Consider the following 16556-nt stretch of genomic DNA (forward strand, 5'->3'; position numbering starts at 1 on the left):
CCCCCATGGACGTCCTCTACACCGCAGAAGCCCTCGCCACCGGAGGCGGCCGCAACGGCCACGTCACCACGAGCGACGGCATCCTCGACGCCGACGTGCGCGTCCCCAAGGAGATGGGCGGAGCGGGCGAGGCCCTGAACCCCGAGCTGCTGTTCGCCGCCGGCTACTCGGCCTGCTTCCACAGCGCCCTGCAGTCCGTCGCACGGATGCAGAAGGTCGCCATCCACGACACGAGCGTCGGCGCGCGCGTCGGCATCGGCCCCAACGGCCAGGGCGGCTTCCAGCTGGCCGTCGAGCTCGAGGTCGTCATCCCGGACCTCCCCGCCGACCAGGCGCAGGCCCTCGCCGACGCCGCACACCAGGTCTGCCCCTACTCGAACGCCACCCGCGGCAACATCGAGGTCACGGTGCGCGTCGTCGAGGACTGATCCTCCTTCAGAGCTGGAGGCGGTACCCCATTCCGGTCTCGGTGAGCAGATGCACCGGGCGAGCGGGGTCCGCCTCCAGCTTCTTGCGCAACTGCGACATGTAGAGGCGCAGATACCCCGAGTCATTGACGTTCTCGCTCGCCCAGATCTCCTTCAGCAGGCTCTGGCGCGTCACGAGCGCACCGGGATGCCGCGCGAGGAACTCCAGCATCCGCCACTCCGTGGGCGTCAGATGCACGCGCGCACCCGCGCGTGTGACCGTCTTCGTCGCCAGATCCAGCTCGATCTCCCCGAAGCGCACGACAGGATCGTCGACGGATGCGGCGGCCCGCCGTCCGAGCGCGCGCAGCCGCGCCAGCAGCTCGTCGATCTGGAACGGCTTCGTCACGTAGTCGTCGGCGCCCGCATCCAGCGCGTCCACCTTGTCGGCGGACCCGGTGCGTCCGGAGACGACGATGATGGGCGCCGTCGTCCACCCGCGCAGCGCCTCGATCACCTGCACGCCGTCGAGATGCGGCATGCCGAGATCGAGCAGCACGATGTCGGGATGCGATTGCGCGGCCAGCGTGATCGCCGCCGCGCCGTCCGCGGCTGCCACCACGTCGTAGCCGTGCGCGGCGAGCGTGATCCGCAGAGCCCGCACGAGCTGCGGGTCATCGTCGGCGACCAGGATCTTCACGAGCCCATCCTCCCCGCGGATGCGGCGTCCTCCGGCCACAGCGGCAGCGACACGACCATGGTGAGCCCGCCGCCGGGGGTGTCCTCCGCGGTGAGCGTGCCGCCCATCCCCTCCGCGAAGCCGCGCGACAGCGCGAGCCCGAGTCCGAGTCCGACCGTGTTGTCCGTGTCACCCAGCCGCTGGAAGGGTGCGAACATGTCGTCCCGACGCTCGGCCGGCACGCCAGCACCCCGGTCGACGATGCGGATCTCGGCCCGCTCGCCGAGACTGCTCGTCGCCACCCGCACCCGGGCGTCCGGCGGCGAGTGGCGCGCGGCGTTCGCGAGCACGTTCACGATGACCCGCTGCAGCAGCACGGGGTCGGCGGCGATCGCCGGCAGAGCAGGATCGAGCGCGAGCTCCACCCTGCCGGGGCCGAGCCCCAACTCGTCGAGGGCGGCGAGGACGGAGCCGGCGGCATCCACCGGCGCGAGCGCGACCGCGAGCACGCCCGCCTCCACGCGACTCACGTCGAGCAGGTCGGTGACGAGGGCAGAAAGGGTCGCGAGGCTCTCCTCGGCGGTGTCGAGCAGCTCGCGCCGATCGGACGGACTCAGGTGCGCTCCCGCGGCGCGAAGGCCGCCGATGGCCGCAACCGCAGCGGCCAGCGGTCGGCGGAGGTCGTGGCTGACCGCGGAGAGCAGGGCCGTGCGCACCTGGTCGGTGGCGGCGAGCGCGTCGACCTCCCGCGCCGCCGCCGACAGGTCGGTGTGCTCGAGGGCTGCGGCGAGCTGCGCGACGATCACTTCGAGCAGGCGCCGAGCCGACGCATCCGGGTCCGGTCCGTGCAGCTCGAGCACCGCATCGCCGACCGCGAGCGTCGTGAAGTCGCCGCCGCGCACCGGCTCACCATCGGTGGCGATGACCTCGCCGTCGGCGGCGAGCAGGCGCACCCCGGCGAGTCCGAACGCCTCGCGCGTACGGGTGACGAGGGCGGGAACCGCGCTCTCGCCGCGCAGCACGGATCCGGCCACCGTGGCCAGCAGCTCCGACTCCGCCGCGGCTCGTTCCGCACGGCGGGTGCGTCGGGCGGCCTGGTCGACGATGTAGCTGACGAGGATCGCGATCACGACGTAGAGGCCCAGGGCGAGCGCGTGCAACGGGTGCGCGATCGACACGGTGAAGGTCGGCGCGACGAAGAGGAAGTCCAGCGTCAGCCCCGAAAGGACCGCCGCGAACAGCGCGGGCCAGATACCGCCCACGAGGGCGACCACCACCACGAGCAGCTGGAACGCGAGCACGTCGGAGGTGATCGACTCGTCACTGCGGAAAGCGAACAGCACCGCCGACAGCAGCGGCCCCACAGTCAGCGCGATCACGAAGCCGAGGATGCGGCGCTTGACGCTCAACGCTCCTCGCTGCACCGAGGGCAGCCGCATCCGTCCGCCGGCGGCGGCGTGGCTCACGATGTGCACGTCGATGTCGCCCGAGAGCCGGATGACGGTCGCCCCGATGCCGGGGCCGGTGGCCGCTGCGGCCCACCGGGAGCGGCGGCTGACGCCGATGACGAGCTGGCTCGCGTTCACGGAACGGGCGAAGTCGACGAGGGCGCGCGGGACGTCGTCGCCGACGAGTTGGTGGTAGGTGCCGCCGAGGGATTCGACAAGCGCCCGCTGCTGTGCGAGCGCGCCCGGCGTCGCGCGGCGCAGGCCCTCCGCGCTGGAGACGTGCACCGCCAGGAGCTCACCGCCGGCGGAGCGAGCCGCGATCCTGGCGCCTCGGCGAAGCAGCGTCTCCCCCTCCGGGCCCCCGGTGAGTGCGACGACCACCCGCTCGCGCGTCTGCCACGTGCCGCGGATGTCGTGCGCGCTCCGGTAGTCCTTCAGGGCGCTGTCGACCTCGTCTGCGAGCCAGAGCAGCGCGAGCTCGCGCAGCGCCGTGAGGTTGCCGAGGCGGAAGTAGTTGGACAGCGCCGCATCCACTCGTTCGGCGGGATAGACGAGCCCGGCCGACAGCCTGTCCCGCAGCGACTGCGGCGCGAGGTCGACCACCTCGACCTGGTCGGCGCCGCGGATGACCGTGTCGGGCACGGTCTCGCGCTGTGCGACGCCGGTGATCTGCTCCACCACGTCGCCGAGCGAGGCGATGTGCTGCACGTTGACCGTGGTGATCACGTCGATACCCGCCGCGAGCACCTCCTCGACGTCCTGCCAGCGCTTCTCGTTCCGCGATCCCGGGGCGTTCGTGTGGGCGAGCTCGTCGATGAGCGCGACGTCGGGATGCCGGGCGATGACCGCGTCCACATCCATCTCGTCGAGCTCGACGCCCCGATGCGCCCACTGCCGTCTGGGGATCTGTGCGAGCGCCTCGGCCTGCTGCGCCGTGGCGGCGCGGCCGTGGGTCTCGACGACGGCGATGATGACGTCGCCGCCCTCTTGGGCGAGTCTCGCGCCCTCGCGCAGCATCTGGAACGTCTTGCCGACGCCCGGCGCCGCGCCCAGCAGCACGCGCAGCCTCCCGCGCTTCATGCCCTCACCCTAATCTTCCCTGCCCCGCCTGCTGATCTCCGGACAGCCGCTTCCCCTGTCACAGATCGAGCCTCAGCCGTGGATCTGAGACAGGGGAACATGACCCCCACCCGCTCGCCTGTCACAGATCGAACCGCGAGCGTCGATCTGTGACAGGCGAGCAGGGCCGACAGGCGAGCGGGACCACGCATGGCCGGGTCACGGCTTCAGTGCGTCGAGGGCGAGGTTCAGCTCGAGCACGTTCACCCGCGGCTCGCCCAGGTACCCGAGGTCGGATCCGGTCGTGTGCGCCGCGACGAGCGTCCGCACTTCCCCCTCCTCGAGCCCACGTGCGCGGGCGACGCGGGCCACCTGCAGCGCCGCGTAGGCGGGGCTGATGTGCGGGTCGAGTCCGGACCCGGATGCGGTGAGCGCGTCGACCGGGACGGATGCGGGGTCGACGCCCTCGAGCTCGGCGACCGCCTGCCGACGCTCGGCGATCGAGGCGACCAGGTCGGGGTTCTCGGGGCCCAGGTTGGACCCCGACGATGCGGCCCCGTCGTAGCCGTCGCCCGCGGCCGACGGCCGCGACTGGAAGTACTGCGGCAGCGCGGCGCCGTCGGCATCCGTGAACGACTGGCCGATCAGGGCGCTGCCCACGACCGTGCCCGCAGCATCCGTCACGAGCGAACCGTTCGCCTGCGCGGGCAGGGCGAGCTGGCCGATGCCCGTGATGAGCGCGGTGTAGCCGACACCGAGGACGAGGGTCGCGGCGAGCAGGGCACGCACGGCGACGCCGGACTGGCGGAGGGCGGAACGAAGGGACATGGTGTCGTCTCCAGAGAGGGCTCAGAAGCCCGGGATGAGGCTCACGACGAGGTCGATGAGCTTGATGCCGACGAACGGGGCGATCACGCCGCCGAGTCCGTAGATGAGGAGGTTGCGGCTGAGCACCTGCGATGCGGATGCGGGCCGGTACCTCACGCCGCGCAGGGCGAGCGGGATGAGGAAGACGATCACGATCGCGTTGAAGATGATCGCGCTCGTGACGGCGGATGCCGGCGAGCTGAGCTGCATGACGTTCAGGGCCGCGAGGCCGGGGAACACCCCCATGAACATCGCCGGGATGATCGCGAAGTACTTGGCGACGTCGTTCGCGAGCGAGAACGTGGTGAGGGCGCCGCGGGTGATGAGCAGCTGCTTGCCGATGCGCACGATGTCGATCAGCTTGGTCGGGTCGCTGTCGAGGTCGACCATGTTGCCGGCCTCCTTCGCCGCGGACGTCCCCGTGTTCATCGCGACACCCACATCCGCCTGCGCGAGAGCGGGCGCGTCGTTCGTGCCGTCACCGGTCATGGCGACGAGGTTGCCGCCGGCCTGCTCCTTGCGGATGAGGGCCAGCTTGTCCTCGGGGGTCGCCTCCGCGAGGTAGTCGTCGACACCGGCCTCGGCGGCGATCGCCCGCGCGGTCAGCGGGTTGTCGCCCGTGATCATCACGGTGCGGATGCCCATGGACCGCAGCTCGTCGAAACGTTCGCGCAGCCCCTCCTTGACGATGTCCTTGAGGTGGATGACGCCCAGGATGCGGGTGCCGGCGGCATCCGCCACGGCGACGACGAGCGGAGTGCCGCCCGCGGTCGAGATCGCCTCCACCTCGCTGGTCAGCTGCGCCCTGGTGGCCGTGGCGAGCACGCTCCCCTCGGACTCGACCCACGCGGTGACCGCCGAGGCCGCTCCCTTGCGGATGCGGGTGCCGTCGGCGAGGTCGAGCCCGCTCATCCGGGTCTGCGCGGTGAAGGGGACGACGACCGCGCCCTCGGGCTCGGCAGCGTCGATGCCCTGGCCGCGGGCGAGGTCGACGATCGAGGTGCCCTCGGGCGTCGGGTCGGCGAGCGAGGAGAGGGCGGCGGTGCGCGCCAGCTCCTCCGCGTCGATCTGGGGCAGCGCGACGAACGCGGTGGCACGACGGTTGCCATAGGTGATGGTGCCGGTCTTGTCGAGCAGCAGCGTCGTGACGTCGCCGGCCGCCTCGACCGCACGCCCCGACATCGCGAGCACGTTGCGCTGCACGAGACGGTCCATGCCGGCGATGCCGATCGCGGACAGGAGCGCGCCGATCGTGGTCGGGATGAGGCAGACCAGCAGCGCCACGAGAACCGGCACCGACACGGGAGCTGCGGCGTAGGAGGCGATCGGGTTCAACGTCAGGACGACGATCACGAAGACGATCGACAGGCTTGCGAGCAGGATGTTGAGGGCGATCTCATTGGGCGTCTTCTGGCGCGAGGCGCCCTCGACGAGCGCGATCATGCGGTCGACGAAGGTCTCGCCGGGGCGCGACGTGATACGCACGACGATGCGGTCGCTGAGCACCCGGGTGCCGCCGGTGACGGCGCTGCGGTCGCCGCCGGATTCGCGGACCACCGGCGCGGATTCGCCCGTGATGGCCGACTCGTCGACCGTCGCGATCCCCCACACGATGTCGCCGTCGCCGGGGATGAGCTCGCCCGCGGCCACGACGACGACATCGCCGAGCGTCAGCTCGCTCGAGGCCACCTCGGTCGTCGCCGTCTTCTCGGCCGCGCGGTCGCGCTCGGGATCGTAGGTGAGGAGACGGTGGGCCATCGTGCTCGTGCGGGTCGAGCGCAGCGCCTGCGCCTGTGCCTTGCCGCGCCCCTCCGCAACCGCCTCGGCGAGGTTCGCGAAGATCACGGTCAGCCACAGCCACAGCGCGATGCCCCAGGTGAAGCCGAAGGGCACGGCCGAGCCGCCGGTGCTCTCCGGGCCGCCCAGGAAGGGCTCCGCGATCGCGATGAGGGTCGTGAGAGCGGCGCCGACCCACACGAGGAACATGACCGGGTTGCGCCACAGCGCGGCCGGGTTGAGTTTGGCGAGTGCGCCGGGCAGCGCCTCGGCGAGCTGCGCGATCCCGAAGGCGCGACGGGGCCCCCGCGCGCCGGGGGAATCCTCAGACTCGATCGGACGGGTGAGATCGGGGGATGCGGGAAGTCGGGACATGGTCACAGAAGCCCTTCCGCCAGGGGACCCAGCGTGAGAACGGGGAAATAGGTGAGTGCGGTGATGAGCACGCTCACGACCACGAGGAGACCGACGAACTGCGGCCGGTGAGTCGGAAGGGTGCCGGAGGTACCCGGAATGCGCTCCTGCGCGGCGAGCGAGCCCGCCAGTGCCAGCACCAGCACGATCGGGATGAAGCGGCCGAGCAGCATCACGACGCCGAGCGCGGTGTTCAGCCACGGGGTGTTCGCAGTGAGACCGGCGAACGCGGAGCCGTTGTTGTTGGCCGCCGAGGTGAACGCGTAGAGCACCTCGCTGAAGCCGTGCAGTCCGGGGTTGAGGATCGAGGTGGACTCGACGTCGTCGCGCACACCCGGCACCGAGAAGCTCAGCGCGGTGCCGGCGAGCACGAGAACGGGGGTCACGAGGATGTACAGGCTCGCGAGCTTGATCTCGCTCGGCCCGATCCTCTTGCCGAGGTATTCGGGGGTCCGACCCACCAGGAGACCGCCGATGAACACCGCGATCACGGCGAGGATCAGCATCCCGTACAGGCCCGATCCGACACCGCCCGGTGCCACCTCGCCGAGCATCATGTTGATCATCGTCATGGCGCCGCCGCCGGCCGTGAAGGAGTCGTGCATCGAGTCGACGGCGCCCGTGGACGTGACGGTCGTGGAGGTGGCGAACAGGGTGGAGGCCCAGATGCCGAACCGCGTCTCCTTGCCTTCCATCGCGCCGCCGGCGAGCTGCGGCGCGCTGCCGAAGCCCTGCACTTCGAACCAGGTGAGCAGCGAGAGCGAGACGGCGAACAGCGTTCCCATCACCGCGAGGATCGCGTAGCCCTGGCGGTCGTCACCCACCATCCGACCGAAGGCGCGAGGCAGGGAGACGGGGATCACGAGCATCAGGAAGATCTCGAAGAGGTTGGTCCACGGCGTCGGGTTCTCGAACGGATGCGCCGAGTTGGCGTTGAAGAAGCCGCCACCGTTCGTGCCGAGCTCCTTGATGGCCTCCTGCGAGGCCACGGGACCGCCGGGAAGGTTCTGCACCGCACCGCTGATGGTGTCGACGGGGGTGAAGCCCGAGACGTTCTGCACGACGCCGCCGATGATCAGCACGATCGCCGCGACGATCGCGAGCGGCAGCAGGATGCGGCCGATACCGCGCACGAGGTCGACCCAGAAGTTGCCGATCGTTGCGGATCCGCGCCGCGCGAAGCCACGCACGAGGGCGACGGCGACGGCGAGTCCGACGGCCGCCGAGAGGAAGTTCTGCACGGCCAGACCCGCGAACTGCACGGTGTAGCCGAGGGTGGCCTCGGGCGAGTACGACTGCCAGTTCGTGTTGGTGACGAAGGAGACGGCGGTGTTGAAGGCGAGCCCCTCCGGCACCGCGGGAAGGCCCAGTGCGTAAGGAAGGAACTGCTGCGTGCGCTGCAGGAGGTACACCAGCAGCACACCGGCCGCTGAGAAGATCAGGACGCCGCGGGCGTACGCCTGCCAGCTCTGTTCCGCCTCGGTGTCGACGCCGATCACGCGATAGACGCCGCGTTCGATCCGGGCGTGCCGGGGCGAGGTGAAGACGAAGGCGACGAGATCGCCGAGCGGCCGATAGGCGAGCCCGAGCGCCACCAGCAGGGTCGCGATCTGGAGGATGCCGAAGGTGATCGATTCCGCATCCATCAGAACTTCTCCGGCCGCACGAGCGCGATCACGAGGTAGACGACGGCCGCGACGGCGAGGGCTGCGGCGACGAGGGAGATGACGATCATGCGCGCTCGCTCCGGGTGGCGCCGGCCGGCCGGGTGGACGCGCGGTCGCCCGCCTGCAGGGCGTCGACCGCCTTCAGCACGAGGGCGACGAGCGCGAAGAGCGCGAGCGTCGCGAGGACGTAGACGAGATCGAGCACGGGACTCTCCAGGGAACAGGCCGCGCGGTCGGCGCGGGCGCCCCGCTCGGGGCACTCGTCGATCGAACGCCCGCGATGACGCGCGTCTTGTCGTCCTTACGGAATCCGAACGGTCGGCGTTCGGATCCTCACGCCCTCCTCATCCCGGTGCGCGGCTCGTCGACACCCCTGTCGGGGCAGGACCGCGTGCCCTAGGGTGTGGCGCATGATCATCGTCACGACGAACGACGTCCCCGGTCGCACGATCACCGAGGTGCACGGCGAGGTCTTCGGCCTCACCGTGCGCTCGCGTCACATCGGCTCGAACATCGGCGCCTCGTTCAAGGCCCTCGCCGGCGGCGAGCTGAAGGGCATCACCGAGCTGTTGCAGCAGACGCGCACCGAGGCGCTGTCACGCCTCGCGGCGGAGGCGCAGCAGAAGGGCGGGAATGCCGTCGTGGCCTTCCGGTTCGAGACGAACGACTACGGCGACACGGGCGGCGTCGAGGTCTGCGCCTACGGCACGGCCGTAACGATCGCCTGAGTCGTCAGATGTTCGCGTCGGCGTAGGACGCCGCCTCGAGCACAGCCTTGGCGTCATCGAGGCGCGCGAAGACACCGCGGCACGTGCCGAGCCCGTCGACGGCTTCGAAACCGTTCGCCTTCTCGGTCACCGTGCCCACGAACGCGGACGCGGTGCTGGCGACGTGGAGACCGTCTTCGACGTGCACCCACAGCGCCCGCGGAGCCGCATCGGGCGCCTGTCGGATCAACGTGTGAGCTTCCACATCGGAGATTCTGCGCCGCCCCTCCGACATCGGAGTGCCCCTGGCAGGGACGCAGGCGATCTGCTAGTCACGGGATGCACAGAGGAGGCGACATGTCAGAGGACGCACGGGATGCCGTACCGGGTGACGGCCGCGACGAGAGCGCGAACGAACGGGCGGATCGCAACTGGGACGAGCTCATGCAGGAGCTGCGCGTGATGCAGACCGGCACGCAGATCCTGACCGGGTTCCTGCTCGCCGTCGCCTTCCAGCCCCGCTTCGCGGACCTCGACGCGCTCCAGGTCGCGCTCTACATCTCGCTCGTCGTCCTCGCAGGCCTGTCGACCCTTCTCGCACTGGCCCCCGTCACCCTGCACCGGACCGTCTTCGCCCGCCGGATGAAGCCGGCCCTCGTGAGGGTCGGCGCGCGCATCGTCGCGATCGATCTCGCCGTCATCGCCGTGCTCAGTGTCGGTGTCACGGCTCTCATCGTGGATGTCGCGCTCGGCCGGACGGCAGGAGCAGTGGCGCTGATCGTGGGCGCTGTGCTCGTCGTAGGCCTCTGGGTCGTGCTGCCCCGTCGGTTCCGCCGTGGGGACCACAGTAGTTAAGCTAGTTAAAGAGAATTAGTTAAGCGCTCTCCCGGCGTTACCTTAGGGCAATGGGCCAATTGCTTTACGACGGCGGGAGCCAGTCTTTCGACATCGATGACCGTGCCCTCGCACATCTGCGCCTCGTCTTCATGAACAAGCTGCGCCGCGGCGAGCCGTTCCTGCTGCACCTGGCCGACACGAGCGGCATCGGCACCCGCAGCCTCTGGGTGCACCCGGGCATCTCACTGGTCTTCGCCTTCTACGGCAGCCGCAACCCGGCCCTCAACCGGGAGTGGCTGGACGCCATGATGGCCGAGGCCAACGGGCCTCACGGCCTGACGCTGTCGCCAGAGCCGGCGGTCAGCGACACTCCGCATCGACAGCCTGCGTGATCTTCTCCATCAGCTGCACCACAGCGGCCGACGTCTCCGGATCGAGCTCCCCGACCGCCTGACGGATGCGGGCGCCCACCGGGTCGAGCTCATCGATGTCGGTGTCACGGTCGAAGGGCACGACGAGCTTGCTGCGCCGATCATCGGGGTTGGTGCGGAAGGCCACGAGCCCGCCGGCGTGAAGCTTGTCGAGGATGCCGCTGACGGCCGCGGGCGAGACGCCCAGGTGCTCCGCGATGTCGCCCGGGGTGAGGTCCTCTCCCGCATCCGCGCGCTCGAGGATGAGACGCATCGCGGCGCGCGCGTTCTCACTCGGACCGCAGGCGGTCTGGCGACGCCGGCTGAGACTGGCCTCGGCGAGCCTCAGCCGCTCGATGGCCGAGACCGCCGGATCGATGGTGCGTTCCTGTGCCGTGCTGCCCGCCATGTCACTCCGCTCGCAGATTAACTACTAGTCTGTCTAGCGACCATCCTCGCCGACCGGCGGGACGACCACAACCCGGAGGCCGAGGCCGACGACGCGGTTTTGCGCAACCCCTCGGCACCCGGATATCGCCGCGCGCTATCCTGCCGGGATGTACATGCTGGACGGCGGACCCCGAGCCGGGCAGCTCGTGGACGATCTCCCTGAAGGCTACGCGCTGGGAGACACGCGCTCCCCTGCTGCCGTCGTGCTCGTCGGCGACATTCCCGCCGCCCGCGCGTCATGGCGCGACACCCTCCCGCGGCTGCGTGCGCTGCGCCGCCACGACGGCTGAGCCCCCCTCGGGTCACGAGCGCTGCTCGTCCTTCGCGTCGACCAGCGAGAGCGGATCGGCGATGTCCTCGAGGGACTTGCCTGCGGCGCTGACCCCGAAGATGCCGCACACCACGCCGCCGAGGATCATCACCGCGGAGCCGAGCACATAGCCCCAGAAGAGCGGCCCGCGATCCGATCCGTCCCCGATGAGGGCTCCGTAGAGCGCGGGCGCCGCTGCTCCGACGAGCTGACCGATCGAGAACACGTAGGAGATCACCTGGCTGCGCAGCTCCAGCGGGAAGATCTCGCTCACCGTGAGATACGCCGCCGAGGCCCCAGCGGAGGCGAAGAAGAACGATGCGCACCAGAAGATCGTGTGCGTCACCGCGTCCAGGGCACCGACGTGGAACAAGAAGGCGCTGACCAGCAAGATGAGCCCGGCGAGCACATAGGTGCCGAACAGCATCCGTCGCCGACCCCAGGTATCGAAGAAGTGCCCCAGCACGAGCGCACCGGCGAGGTTGCCCAGGGCGAAGACGATGAAGTACTGCGACGCGGATGCGGGCGGGACGTCGTAGAAGTTCTCGAGCACGAGCGCGTAGGTGAAGAAGATCGCGTTGTACAGGAACGACTGCGTCACCATCATCGTCACCCCGACCAGGGTGCGCCGCGGGTACTGGCGGAAGAGCACCTTCGCGATCACGAGGAACGGCACGCGTCCGTACTCCTTCACGACGATCGCCTTGCTCTCATCGACCGGCGGGATCTCCCTACCCTCCTTGCGGATGCGCTCCTCGATCTCGTCGACACCGCGCTCGGCCTCCTCCTCGCGCCCGTGCGTCATCTGCCAGCGCGGGCTCTCCGGGATGTGGCGGCGCAGCCAGATGATGAGGATGCCCAGCACGGGTCCCACGAAGAAGCTCAGCCGCCAGCCGAGGTCCTCGGCGAAGATGTCCTGGTTCAAGAAGAAGGAGCTGGCCACGGCACCGAGCGCCGCGCCGCCCCAGTAGGTGCCGTTGATCGCGATGTCGACGCGTCCGCGGTACTTCGCCGGGATGATCTCGTCGATGGCCGAGTTGATCGCGGCGTATTCGCCGCCGATGCCCGCGCCGGCGACGAAGCGCCAGATGTAGAAGAACCAGGGGGCGAAGGCGAGGCCGGCGACCGCGCTGCCGACGAGGTAGATCGCGAGGGAGATGAGGAAGAGGTTCTTGCGCCCGAGCTTGTCGGTCAGGCGTCCGAACACGAGGGCGCCGGTCACCTGCCCCAGCAGGTAGAAGGTGGCCGCCAGCCCCACTTCGAACGAGCCCATGCCGAGGGTGGCGGCGTAACCGGTCGCCGCGACGATCTGCACTTCGAGTCCGTCGAGGATCCAGGAGAAGCCCAGGCCCACGACGATCATCCAATGGAATCTCGACCACGGCAGGCGATCCATGCGGGCGGGAACGAGGGATCTGATCTCGGTGGGCTGCAGCGACATGACTCACTCCTTCCGCAGGCGGCACCGCTGCCCCTGCCGCCGATATTCCTACTCCCGCTCCGCACACGGCGGCGGAACCTTGACCCCGGCGGCGCGGAGGGCTAAGCGCATCGCCTACCGTCGAGGGATGAGCCCGCTCCTCGCATCCGTCACCGCCGCCGTCAACGCCTGGCACACCCGCGACGAGGCGGAGGAGAGCACGCGTCGAGACTTCGTCGGGGCCCTTCGCGACCACGGCCGAGCGACCCTGGAGCGCTCCGGCCCGCCGACGCACGTCACGGCCAGCGCCTTCGTGTTCGACGAGGACGCCGCGCACGTGCTGCTGTGTTTCCACGGCAAGGGTCGGTTCTGGGTGCAGCCCGGCGGGCATCTCGAGGCGGGCGACACCTCCGTGGAGGGCGCGGCGCTGCGCGAGCTGCAGGAGGAGACCGGGTTGTCTCCCGCGCTGCTGGAGGGCATCGCGGTGGCGGATCTGGATCATCACGCCCTCGGAGGGGGGTTCGGCCGGTGCGCGTCGCACCTCGACATCGGCGTCGTCGGGCGCGTCTCAGACCTGACCGCTCCCCTGGTCGTCAGCGACGAATCGGATGCGGTGGCGTGGTGGCCGGTGGCGGCGCTGCCGCTCGACTCGGCGCCGGGACTCGCCGATCGCCTGGCACGCGTGCTCGCGGTGCGCTGAGCGACGCTACTGCGCGGGCTGCTCGATGACCTCTGCGTCGACGGCCGTGCCGTTCAGCTCCAGGTAGAGCCGGGATTCCACGACGGAGACCGTCGCGGTGTTGCGGCGCTCGAGAGCGGGGCGCGCCTCGTCGATGAACCCGGGCGTGAAGCTGATCAGGCGGATCGCGTCGCCCCGGTGGATCTTCTTGCCGTCCCACTGCGCGGCGACCTTCGCCGGGTCGCGGTGGGTGTAGACGACCACCCGATCGGCGAGCTTGCTGCCGAAGTGCAGGCGCGCCGCATCCGGAGCACCGACCTCGATCCATGCGGTGATCGCGCCCGTCGCGTCCCGCACGAGCACCGCGGGCTCCTCGGCCTGCGAGATCCCCTCGCTGAACGCGATGCCTTCCTCGTACTCGAGGCAGAATGCCAGCACCCGGGTCAGCATGAAGGCATCCGTCTCGGACGGATGCCGCGCCGCCCGCAGCGTGAACTGCTCGTAGACGCCGCGGTCCACATCCGACAGCGTCACATCGAACGTGTACATCGTCGCGCCGGCAGCCATAGCCCTCGAGCCTACGCGGCCGCGGCCACTCGCCGAGCGCGCATCCGTTCGCCGAGCGCGCATCCGATCGCGTGCTCATTCGATGAATGAGTGCTCGCTCGCCGGGCACGCGATCGATTCAGCGCCGTGAGCGCCAGCGCACCCCGATCATGACCACGATCACGCCCGCCAGCGCGCAGGTCGCGACGGGAGCTGCGGGAAGGAGCACGATCGCCGCTCCGGACGCTGCGGCCAGCACGACCGCGTCCAGCGCCCACACGAGTCGCACACCCGCCATCGGATCACCCATCGGCGTCGACATGGGCACGAGCAGCGCCGGAGGCATCGGCCCCTTCAGCGCGCTCGCCAGCCGAAGGGCGAGCGTCATCAGCGCGATGAGCGCCGCCGCCAGAGCGGCCGACGCACCGCTCGCAACAGCGACGATCGTGACGGTGAGCCCGGCCGCGAGCATCAGCAGCGCGATCGCAGCCACGAGCGGGAACAGCGCGTGCCACGCCACGAGCGACGCATCCGTCACTCCGTAGAGTGGCACGTCGGCAGCCGCACTCGCGGCGTGACGGATGCCGTCGGTCACCGGCCCGAGGCCCGCGAACGAGAGGACTCCGGCGACCGCGCCGAGGAACAGCGTCGGCGCGCCGGGGGCGAGCGCGATCGCCGCAAGGACTCCGGCCAGCGCCAGCGCCGCCGCCCCGAGCGACAGCCGCAACGGCGTACGCAAGGACCCGACGGCGTCCCGACGCAGGATGAGCAACCACAGCGGGCCGCGTGAACCGAGGGCTCCCAGGCGGCGGCCTGGCGCGGGTCGGGCACGGTAGACGTCCGCGGCCTGTCCGAGCTCCAGCCCGGCTGCCGACGTCTGCGCCGCATCCGCACGCGCCGCCTGCGCGAGCAGCTCGTCCGTACGCAGCCGCTCCAGCAGCCACGGCGCCGACGCGGCGAGCGCGAGCGCGAGCGCCGTCAGCGGGATGAGGCCGCTCGTCCCGCCGCCGAGCGGATACACGGCGGCGACCCAGCCCATGGGGGTCACGATGCTCGCGGCGGGAACGGCGACCGCCACCACTCCCAGACCGAGCACGAGGCCCGCTGCGGGGAGGGCGAGTCGCGGCAGCGCCTGCCCGAGCAGCCAGGCGCAGACGGTGACCGCTCCCCCCAGAGCCCCGGCCGCGGCGAACCCGACGACGGCGTCCGCGGAAGCCATGCCGTTCGCCGCAAGGCTCCCGCCCGCCAGCACCGCCGCCACGGTCCACAGGCCGATCGAGACGAAGCCCGCGGCCAGCACCGGCCCGAGAAAGGCGCGCGAGCGAGGAAGGGCGCTGGTGCCGAGCGCGTAGGTGAGGGAGGGCGGGCGGAGCGCCGGACCGCGCGAGGGCCCCACTGCCAGCGCAGCGGCCCAGACCACCGAGGTGACCAGCGCGATCACGCGCGGAGCGCGCGGGTCCGCGAACAGTGCGAGCCCGCCGGACCCTGACGCCCCCAGCCAGACCGCACGCACGACGGGCGCCACCGCCACGAGGGCGACCAGCACGAACAGGTAGACGGTGAAGGCCCGCTCCCCGCCGCTCTTGCCACGCTGGCGCCACAGGGCGACGGCGGCGCGCACACTGCCGCTCACGCGGCGCGCTCCAGACGCACCGTCGTATCGGCGACGAGCTCCGCGAGCCGCGGGTGGTGCGTCGCGACCACGAGAGTGGCTCCCGCATCCCGCCGCGCCCGCAGCGCGGCGATGACCGCATCCACATGCTCGGGGTCGAGGCGCTGCTCGGGTTCGTCGAGGATTAGCACCTCGGCGGGACGCACGAGGACGAGCGCCAGCCCGAAGAGCTGCGTCTGCCCCGACGACAGCTCATGAGGGAACCGCTCGTGCAGCGTGTGCAGGCCGAGCTCACCGAGCACGGCGCGCGCCCGTGCGTCGGCCTCGTCCGCCGTGAACCACGTCACGGCGACGAGTCGGACGTGCTCGAGCACGGTGAGATCGGGTGCGAAGGGCGGGAGCCCGATCATCGCCGCCACGCGCCGACGATAGGTGCGGTCGCGCTGCGAGATGGCTGCCCCGGCGATGCGCGCAGAACCGGCGGAGGGCGTCTGCATGCCGGCGAGAACGCGCAGCAGCGTCGTCTTCCCGGATCCGTTGCCACCCCGCACGGCCAGCGCCGTACCCGCATCCAGACGCCAGCTGATCGTGTCGAGCAGCGTGACATCGCCGGAGACGACGCGCACCGCATCGACCTCGATCATGCCGGAGTCCCCTCGGATGCTGGGGCGCGGCGACGCCGGGCCGCCGAGCGCGGCGGCGTGTGCCTCATGTGGTCGCGCACCCGGCCGAGGATGTCGGCGAGGGCATCGACGTCACCGGGCGAGAGACGCGCGAAGAGCAGATCCTCGAGGATCGCGATATGCCCGGGGAAGACCCGTCCGAGCACGTCCTTGCCCTCCGCCGTCAGAGCGACCGCGATGCTGCGCTCATCGTCCGGCGACGCCGATCGGGCGACGAGACCCCGCTTCTCAAGCACCTGGGCCTGGTACGTCAGGCCGCTCCGGCTGTAGACGACGCCGTCGGCGAGATCCGTCATCCGCAGGGAGCCGCCCGGGGCATCCCCGAGCGTCGCGAGCAGCTGGAACTGGACGTAGCTCAGATCGCCCGCCTCCTTGAGCTGCTGCTCGACGGCATGACGCAGGAGGCTGCTGACCTCGATCAGACCGAAGTATGCGTCGAGTTGGACAGCACTCGGACCTGTCGACGAAGAACCCATGCCGCGAGCGTAACAGTGCTACCGATTCGAACCAGTTGCTTCGAATTCGAACCACTGCTATCGTCTTCCGCATGCTACGAATTCGAAGCATGTAACTGAGGAGGCAATC

General features: G+C 70.5%; 20 protein-coding genes. 6 read left to right on the plus strand and 14 right to left on the minus strand.

What is annotated here, in order from left to right:
• Nucleotides 1-5: 5 nt before the first annotated feature.
• Complete coding sequence (locus LXM64_RS13530; RefSeq protein ID WP_137418928.1) at nucleotides 6-428, plus strand: organic hydroperoxide resistance protein; 423 nt, start codon at nucleotides 6-8, stop codon at nucleotides 426-428.
• Nucleotides 429-435: 7 nt separating this feature from the next.
• Here the strand turns inward: LXM64_RS13530 and LXM64_RS13535 are convergent, their stop codons facing one another.
• The 7 genes from LXM64_RS13535 to LXM64_RS13565 form a co-directional block, all read right to left on the minus strand.
• Entirely contained in the window at nucleotides 436-1107 is a 672-nt protein-coding gene (locus tag LXM64_RS13535; protein WP_234073654.1) for a response regulator, read from the minus strand.
• On the minus strand, nucleotides 1104-3614 hold the full coding sequence (locus LXM64_RS13540; RefSeq protein WP_234073655.1) for an ATP-binding protein: 2511 nt from the start codon (nucleotides 3612-3614) through the stop codon (nucleotides 1104-1106). Before LXM64_RS13540 ends, LXM64_RS13535 begins: the two co-directional genes overlap by 4 nt.
• Nucleotides 3615-3812: 198 nt before the next feature.
• Nucleotides 3813-4421 carry a potassium-transporting ATPase subunit KdpC gene (gene kdpC / locus LXM64_RS13545; protein ID WP_234073656.1) on the minus strand — a complete coding sequence of 203 codons (609 nt, stop codon included), beginning with the start codon at nucleotides 4419-4421 and terminating at the stop codon, nucleotides 3813-3815.
• 21 nt (nucleotides 4422-4442) lie between these two features.
• Nucleotides 4443-6611 (minus strand): potassium-transporting ATPase subunit KdpB, encoded by a 2169-nt coding sequence (gene kdpB / locus LXM64_RS13550; RefSeq protein WP_234073657.1) that lies wholly within the window; start codon nucleotides 6609-6611, stop codon nucleotides 4443-4445.
• A gap of 2 nt (nucleotides 6612-6613) precedes the next feature.
• A complete protein-coding gene (gene kdpA / locus LXM64_RS13555; RefSeq protein WP_234073658.1) occupies nucleotides 6614-8296 on the minus strand; it encodes a potassium-transporting ATPase subunit KdpA in 1683 nt (560 codons plus the stop codon).
• Nucleotides 8296-8385 (minus strand): potassium-transporting ATPase subunit F, encoded by a 90-nt coding sequence (locus LXM64_RS13560; protein WP_137418923.1) that lies wholly within the window; start codon nucleotides 8383-8385, stop codon nucleotides 8296-8298. The genes kdpA and LXM64_RS13560 overlap by 1 nt, the downstream gene beginning before the upstream one ends.
• Nucleotides 8382-8522: a hypothetical protein gene (locus LXM64_RS13565; RefSeq protein WP_234073659.1), complete on the minus strand. Its 141-nt coding sequence runs from the start codon at nucleotides 8520-8522 to the stop codon at nucleotides 8382-8384. Before LXM64_RS13565 ends, LXM64_RS13560 begins: the two co-directional genes overlap by 4 nt.
• A gap of 205 nt (nucleotides 8523-8727) precedes the next feature.
• Here LXM64_RS13565 and LXM64_RS13570 point away from each other — a divergent pair, with 205 nt between their 5' ends.
• Nucleotides 8728-9045 (plus strand): YbjQ family protein, encoded by a 318-nt coding sequence (locus LXM64_RS13570; protein WP_192900657.1) that lies wholly within the window; start codon nucleotides 8728-8730, stop codon nucleotides 9043-9045.
• A 4-nt stretch (nucleotides 9046-9049) separates the two neighbouring features.
• Here the strand turns inward: LXM64_RS13570 and LXM64_RS13575 are convergent, their stop codons facing one another.
• Entirely contained in the window at nucleotides 9050-9289 is a 240-nt protein-coding gene (locus LXM64_RS13575; protein ID WP_234073660.1) for a hypothetical protein, read from the minus strand.
• A gap of 92 nt (nucleotides 9290-9381) precedes the next feature.
• Between LXM64_RS13575 and LXM64_RS13580 the strand changes: the two genes are divergently transcribed.
• The gene (locus LXM64_RS13580; protein ID WP_234073661.1) at nucleotides 9382-9879 is read left to right on the plus strand and encodes a DUF6328 family protein; all 498 of its coding nucleotides are present in this window, start codon (nucleotides 9382-9384) and stop codon (nucleotides 9877-9879) included.
• A gap of 50 nt (nucleotides 9880-9929) precedes the next feature.
• A complete protein-coding gene (locus LXM64_RS13585; protein WP_234073662.1) occupies nucleotides 9930-10253 on the plus strand; it encodes an ATP-dependent DNA ligase in 324 nt (107 codons plus the stop codon).
• Here LXM64_RS13585 and LXM64_RS13590 read toward each other — a convergent pair.
• Nucleotides 10222-10680 (minus strand): MarR family winged helix-turn-helix transcriptional regulator, encoded by a 459-nt coding sequence (locus LXM64_RS13590; RefSeq protein WP_234073663.1) that lies wholly within the window; start codon nucleotides 10678-10680, stop codon nucleotides 10222-10224. The genes LXM64_RS13585 and LXM64_RS13590 overlap by 32 nt on opposite strands.
• Before the next feature lie 148 nt (nucleotides 10681-10828).
• Between LXM64_RS13590 and LXM64_RS13595 the strand changes: the two genes are divergently transcribed.
• Nucleotides 10829-11011: a hypothetical protein gene (locus tag LXM64_RS13595; RefSeq protein ID WP_234073664.1), complete on the plus strand. Its 183-nt coding sequence runs from the start codon at nucleotides 10829-10831 to the stop codon at nucleotides 11009-11011.
• Between the two features lie 12 nt (nucleotides 11012-11023).
• On the opposite strand, the gene LXM64_RS13600 is transcribed toward LXM64_RS13595, so the two are convergent.
• Complete coding sequence (locus LXM64_RS13600) at nucleotides 11024-12472, minus strand: MFS transporter (protein WP_234073665.1); 1449 nt, start codon at nucleotides 12470-12472, stop codon at nucleotides 11024-11026.
• Between the two features lie 127 nt (nucleotides 12473-12599).
• On the opposite strand from LXM64_RS13600, the gene LXM64_RS13605 reads away from it, so the two are divergent.
• Nucleotides 12600-13151 (plus strand): NUDIX hydrolase, encoded by a 552-nt coding sequence (locus LXM64_RS13605; protein WP_137418915.1) that lies wholly within the window; start codon nucleotides 12600-12602, stop codon nucleotides 13149-13151.
• 6 nt (nucleotides 13152-13157) lie between these two features.
• On the opposite strand, the gene LXM64_RS13610 is transcribed toward LXM64_RS13605, so the two are convergent.
• The 4 genes from LXM64_RS13610 to LXM64_RS13625 form a co-directional block, all read right to left on the minus strand.
• The gene (locus LXM64_RS13610; RefSeq protein ID WP_234073666.1) at nucleotides 13158-13697 is read right to left on the minus strand and encodes a YaeQ family protein; all 540 of its coding nucleotides are present in this window, start codon (nucleotides 13695-13697) and stop codon (nucleotides 13158-13160) included.
• A 118-nt stretch (nucleotides 13698-13815) separates the two neighbouring features.
• Entirely contained in the window at nucleotides 13816-15309 is a 1494-nt protein-coding gene (locus LXM64_RS13615; protein ID WP_234073667.1) for a hypothetical protein, read from the minus strand.
• Nucleotides 15306-15932: an ABC transporter ATP-binding protein gene (locus LXM64_RS13620; protein WP_234073668.1), complete on the minus strand. Its 627-nt coding sequence runs from the start codon at nucleotides 15930-15932 to the stop codon at nucleotides 15306-15308. The genes LXM64_RS13615 and LXM64_RS13620 overlap by 4 nt, the downstream gene beginning before the upstream one ends.
• Entirely contained in the window at nucleotides 15929-16447 is a 519-nt protein-coding gene (locus tag LXM64_RS13625; RefSeq protein WP_234073669.1) for a MarR family winged helix-turn-helix transcriptional regulator, read from the minus strand. Before LXM64_RS13625 ends, LXM64_RS13620 begins: the two co-directional genes overlap by 4 nt.
• Nucleotides 16448-16556: the final 109 nt, after the last annotated feature.

The organism is Microbacterium binotii (assembly GCF_021398715.1).
Classification (GTDB): Bacteria; Actinomycetota; Actinomycetes; order Actinomycetales; family Microbacteriaceae; genus Microbacterium; species Microbacterium binotii_A.

Coding starts and splice junctions, on each gene's coding strand:
- LXM64_RS13530 (WP_137418928.1), top strand. CDS start 6: ATGGACGTCCTCTACACCGCAGAAGCCCTCGCCACCGGAGGCGGCCGC.
- LXM64_RS13540 (WP_234073655.1), bottom strand. CDS start 3,614: ATGAAGCGCGGGAGGCTGCGCGTGCTGCTGGGCGCGGCGCCGGGCGTC.
- kdpC (WP_234073656.1), bottom strand. CDS start 4,421: ATGTCCCTTCGTTCCGCCCTCCGCCAGTCCGGCGTCGCCGTGCGTGCC.
- kdpB (WP_234073657.1), bottom strand. CDS start 6,611: ATGTCCCGACTTCCCGCATCCCCCGATCTCACCCGTCCGATCGAGTCT.
- kdpA (WP_234073658.1), bottom strand. CDS start 8,296: ATGGATGCGGAATCGATCACCTTCGGCATCCTCCAGATCGCGACCCTG.
- LXM64_RS13560 (WP_137418923.1), bottom strand. CDS start 8,385: ATGATCGTCATCTCCCTCGTCGCCGCAGCCCTCGCCGTCGCGGCCGTC.
- LXM64_RS13570 (WP_192900657.1), top strand. CDS start 8,728: ATGATCATCGTCACGACGAACGACGTCCCCGGTCGCACGATCACCGAG.
- LXM64_RS13580 (WP_234073661.1), top strand. CDS start 9,382: ATGTCAGAGGACGCACGGGATGCCGTACCGGGTGACGGCCGCGACGAG.
- LXM64_RS13585 (WP_234073662.1), top strand. CDS start 9,930: ATGGGCCAATTGCTTTACGACGGCGGGAGCCAGTCTTTCGACATCGAT.
- LXM64_RS13590 (WP_234073663.1), bottom strand. CDS start 10,680: ATGGCGGGCAGCACGGCACAGGAACGCACCATCGATCCGGCGGTCTCG.
- LXM64_RS13595 (WP_234073664.1), top strand. CDS start 10,829: ATGTACATGCTGGACGGCGGACCCCGAGCCGGGCAGCTCGTGGACGAT.
- LXM64_RS13600 (WP_234073665.1), bottom strand. CDS start 12,472: ATGTCGCTGCAGCCCACCGAGATCAGATCCCTCGTTCCCGCCCGCATG.
- LXM64_RS13605 (WP_137418915.1), top strand. CDS start 12,600: ATGAGCCCGCTCCTCGCATCCGTCACCGCCGCCGTCAACGCCTGGCAC.
- LXM64_RS13610 (WP_234073666.1), bottom strand. CDS start 13,697: ATGGCTGCCGGCGCGACGATGTACACGTTCGATGTGACGCTGTCGGAT.
- LXM64_RS13620 (WP_234073668.1), bottom strand. CDS start 15,932: ATGATCGAGGTCGATGCGGTGCGCGTCGTCTCCGGCGATGTCACGCTG.
- LXM64_RS13625 (WP_234073669.1), bottom strand. CDS start 16,447: ATGGGTTCTTCGTCGACAGGTCCGAGTGCTGTCCAACTCGACGCATAC.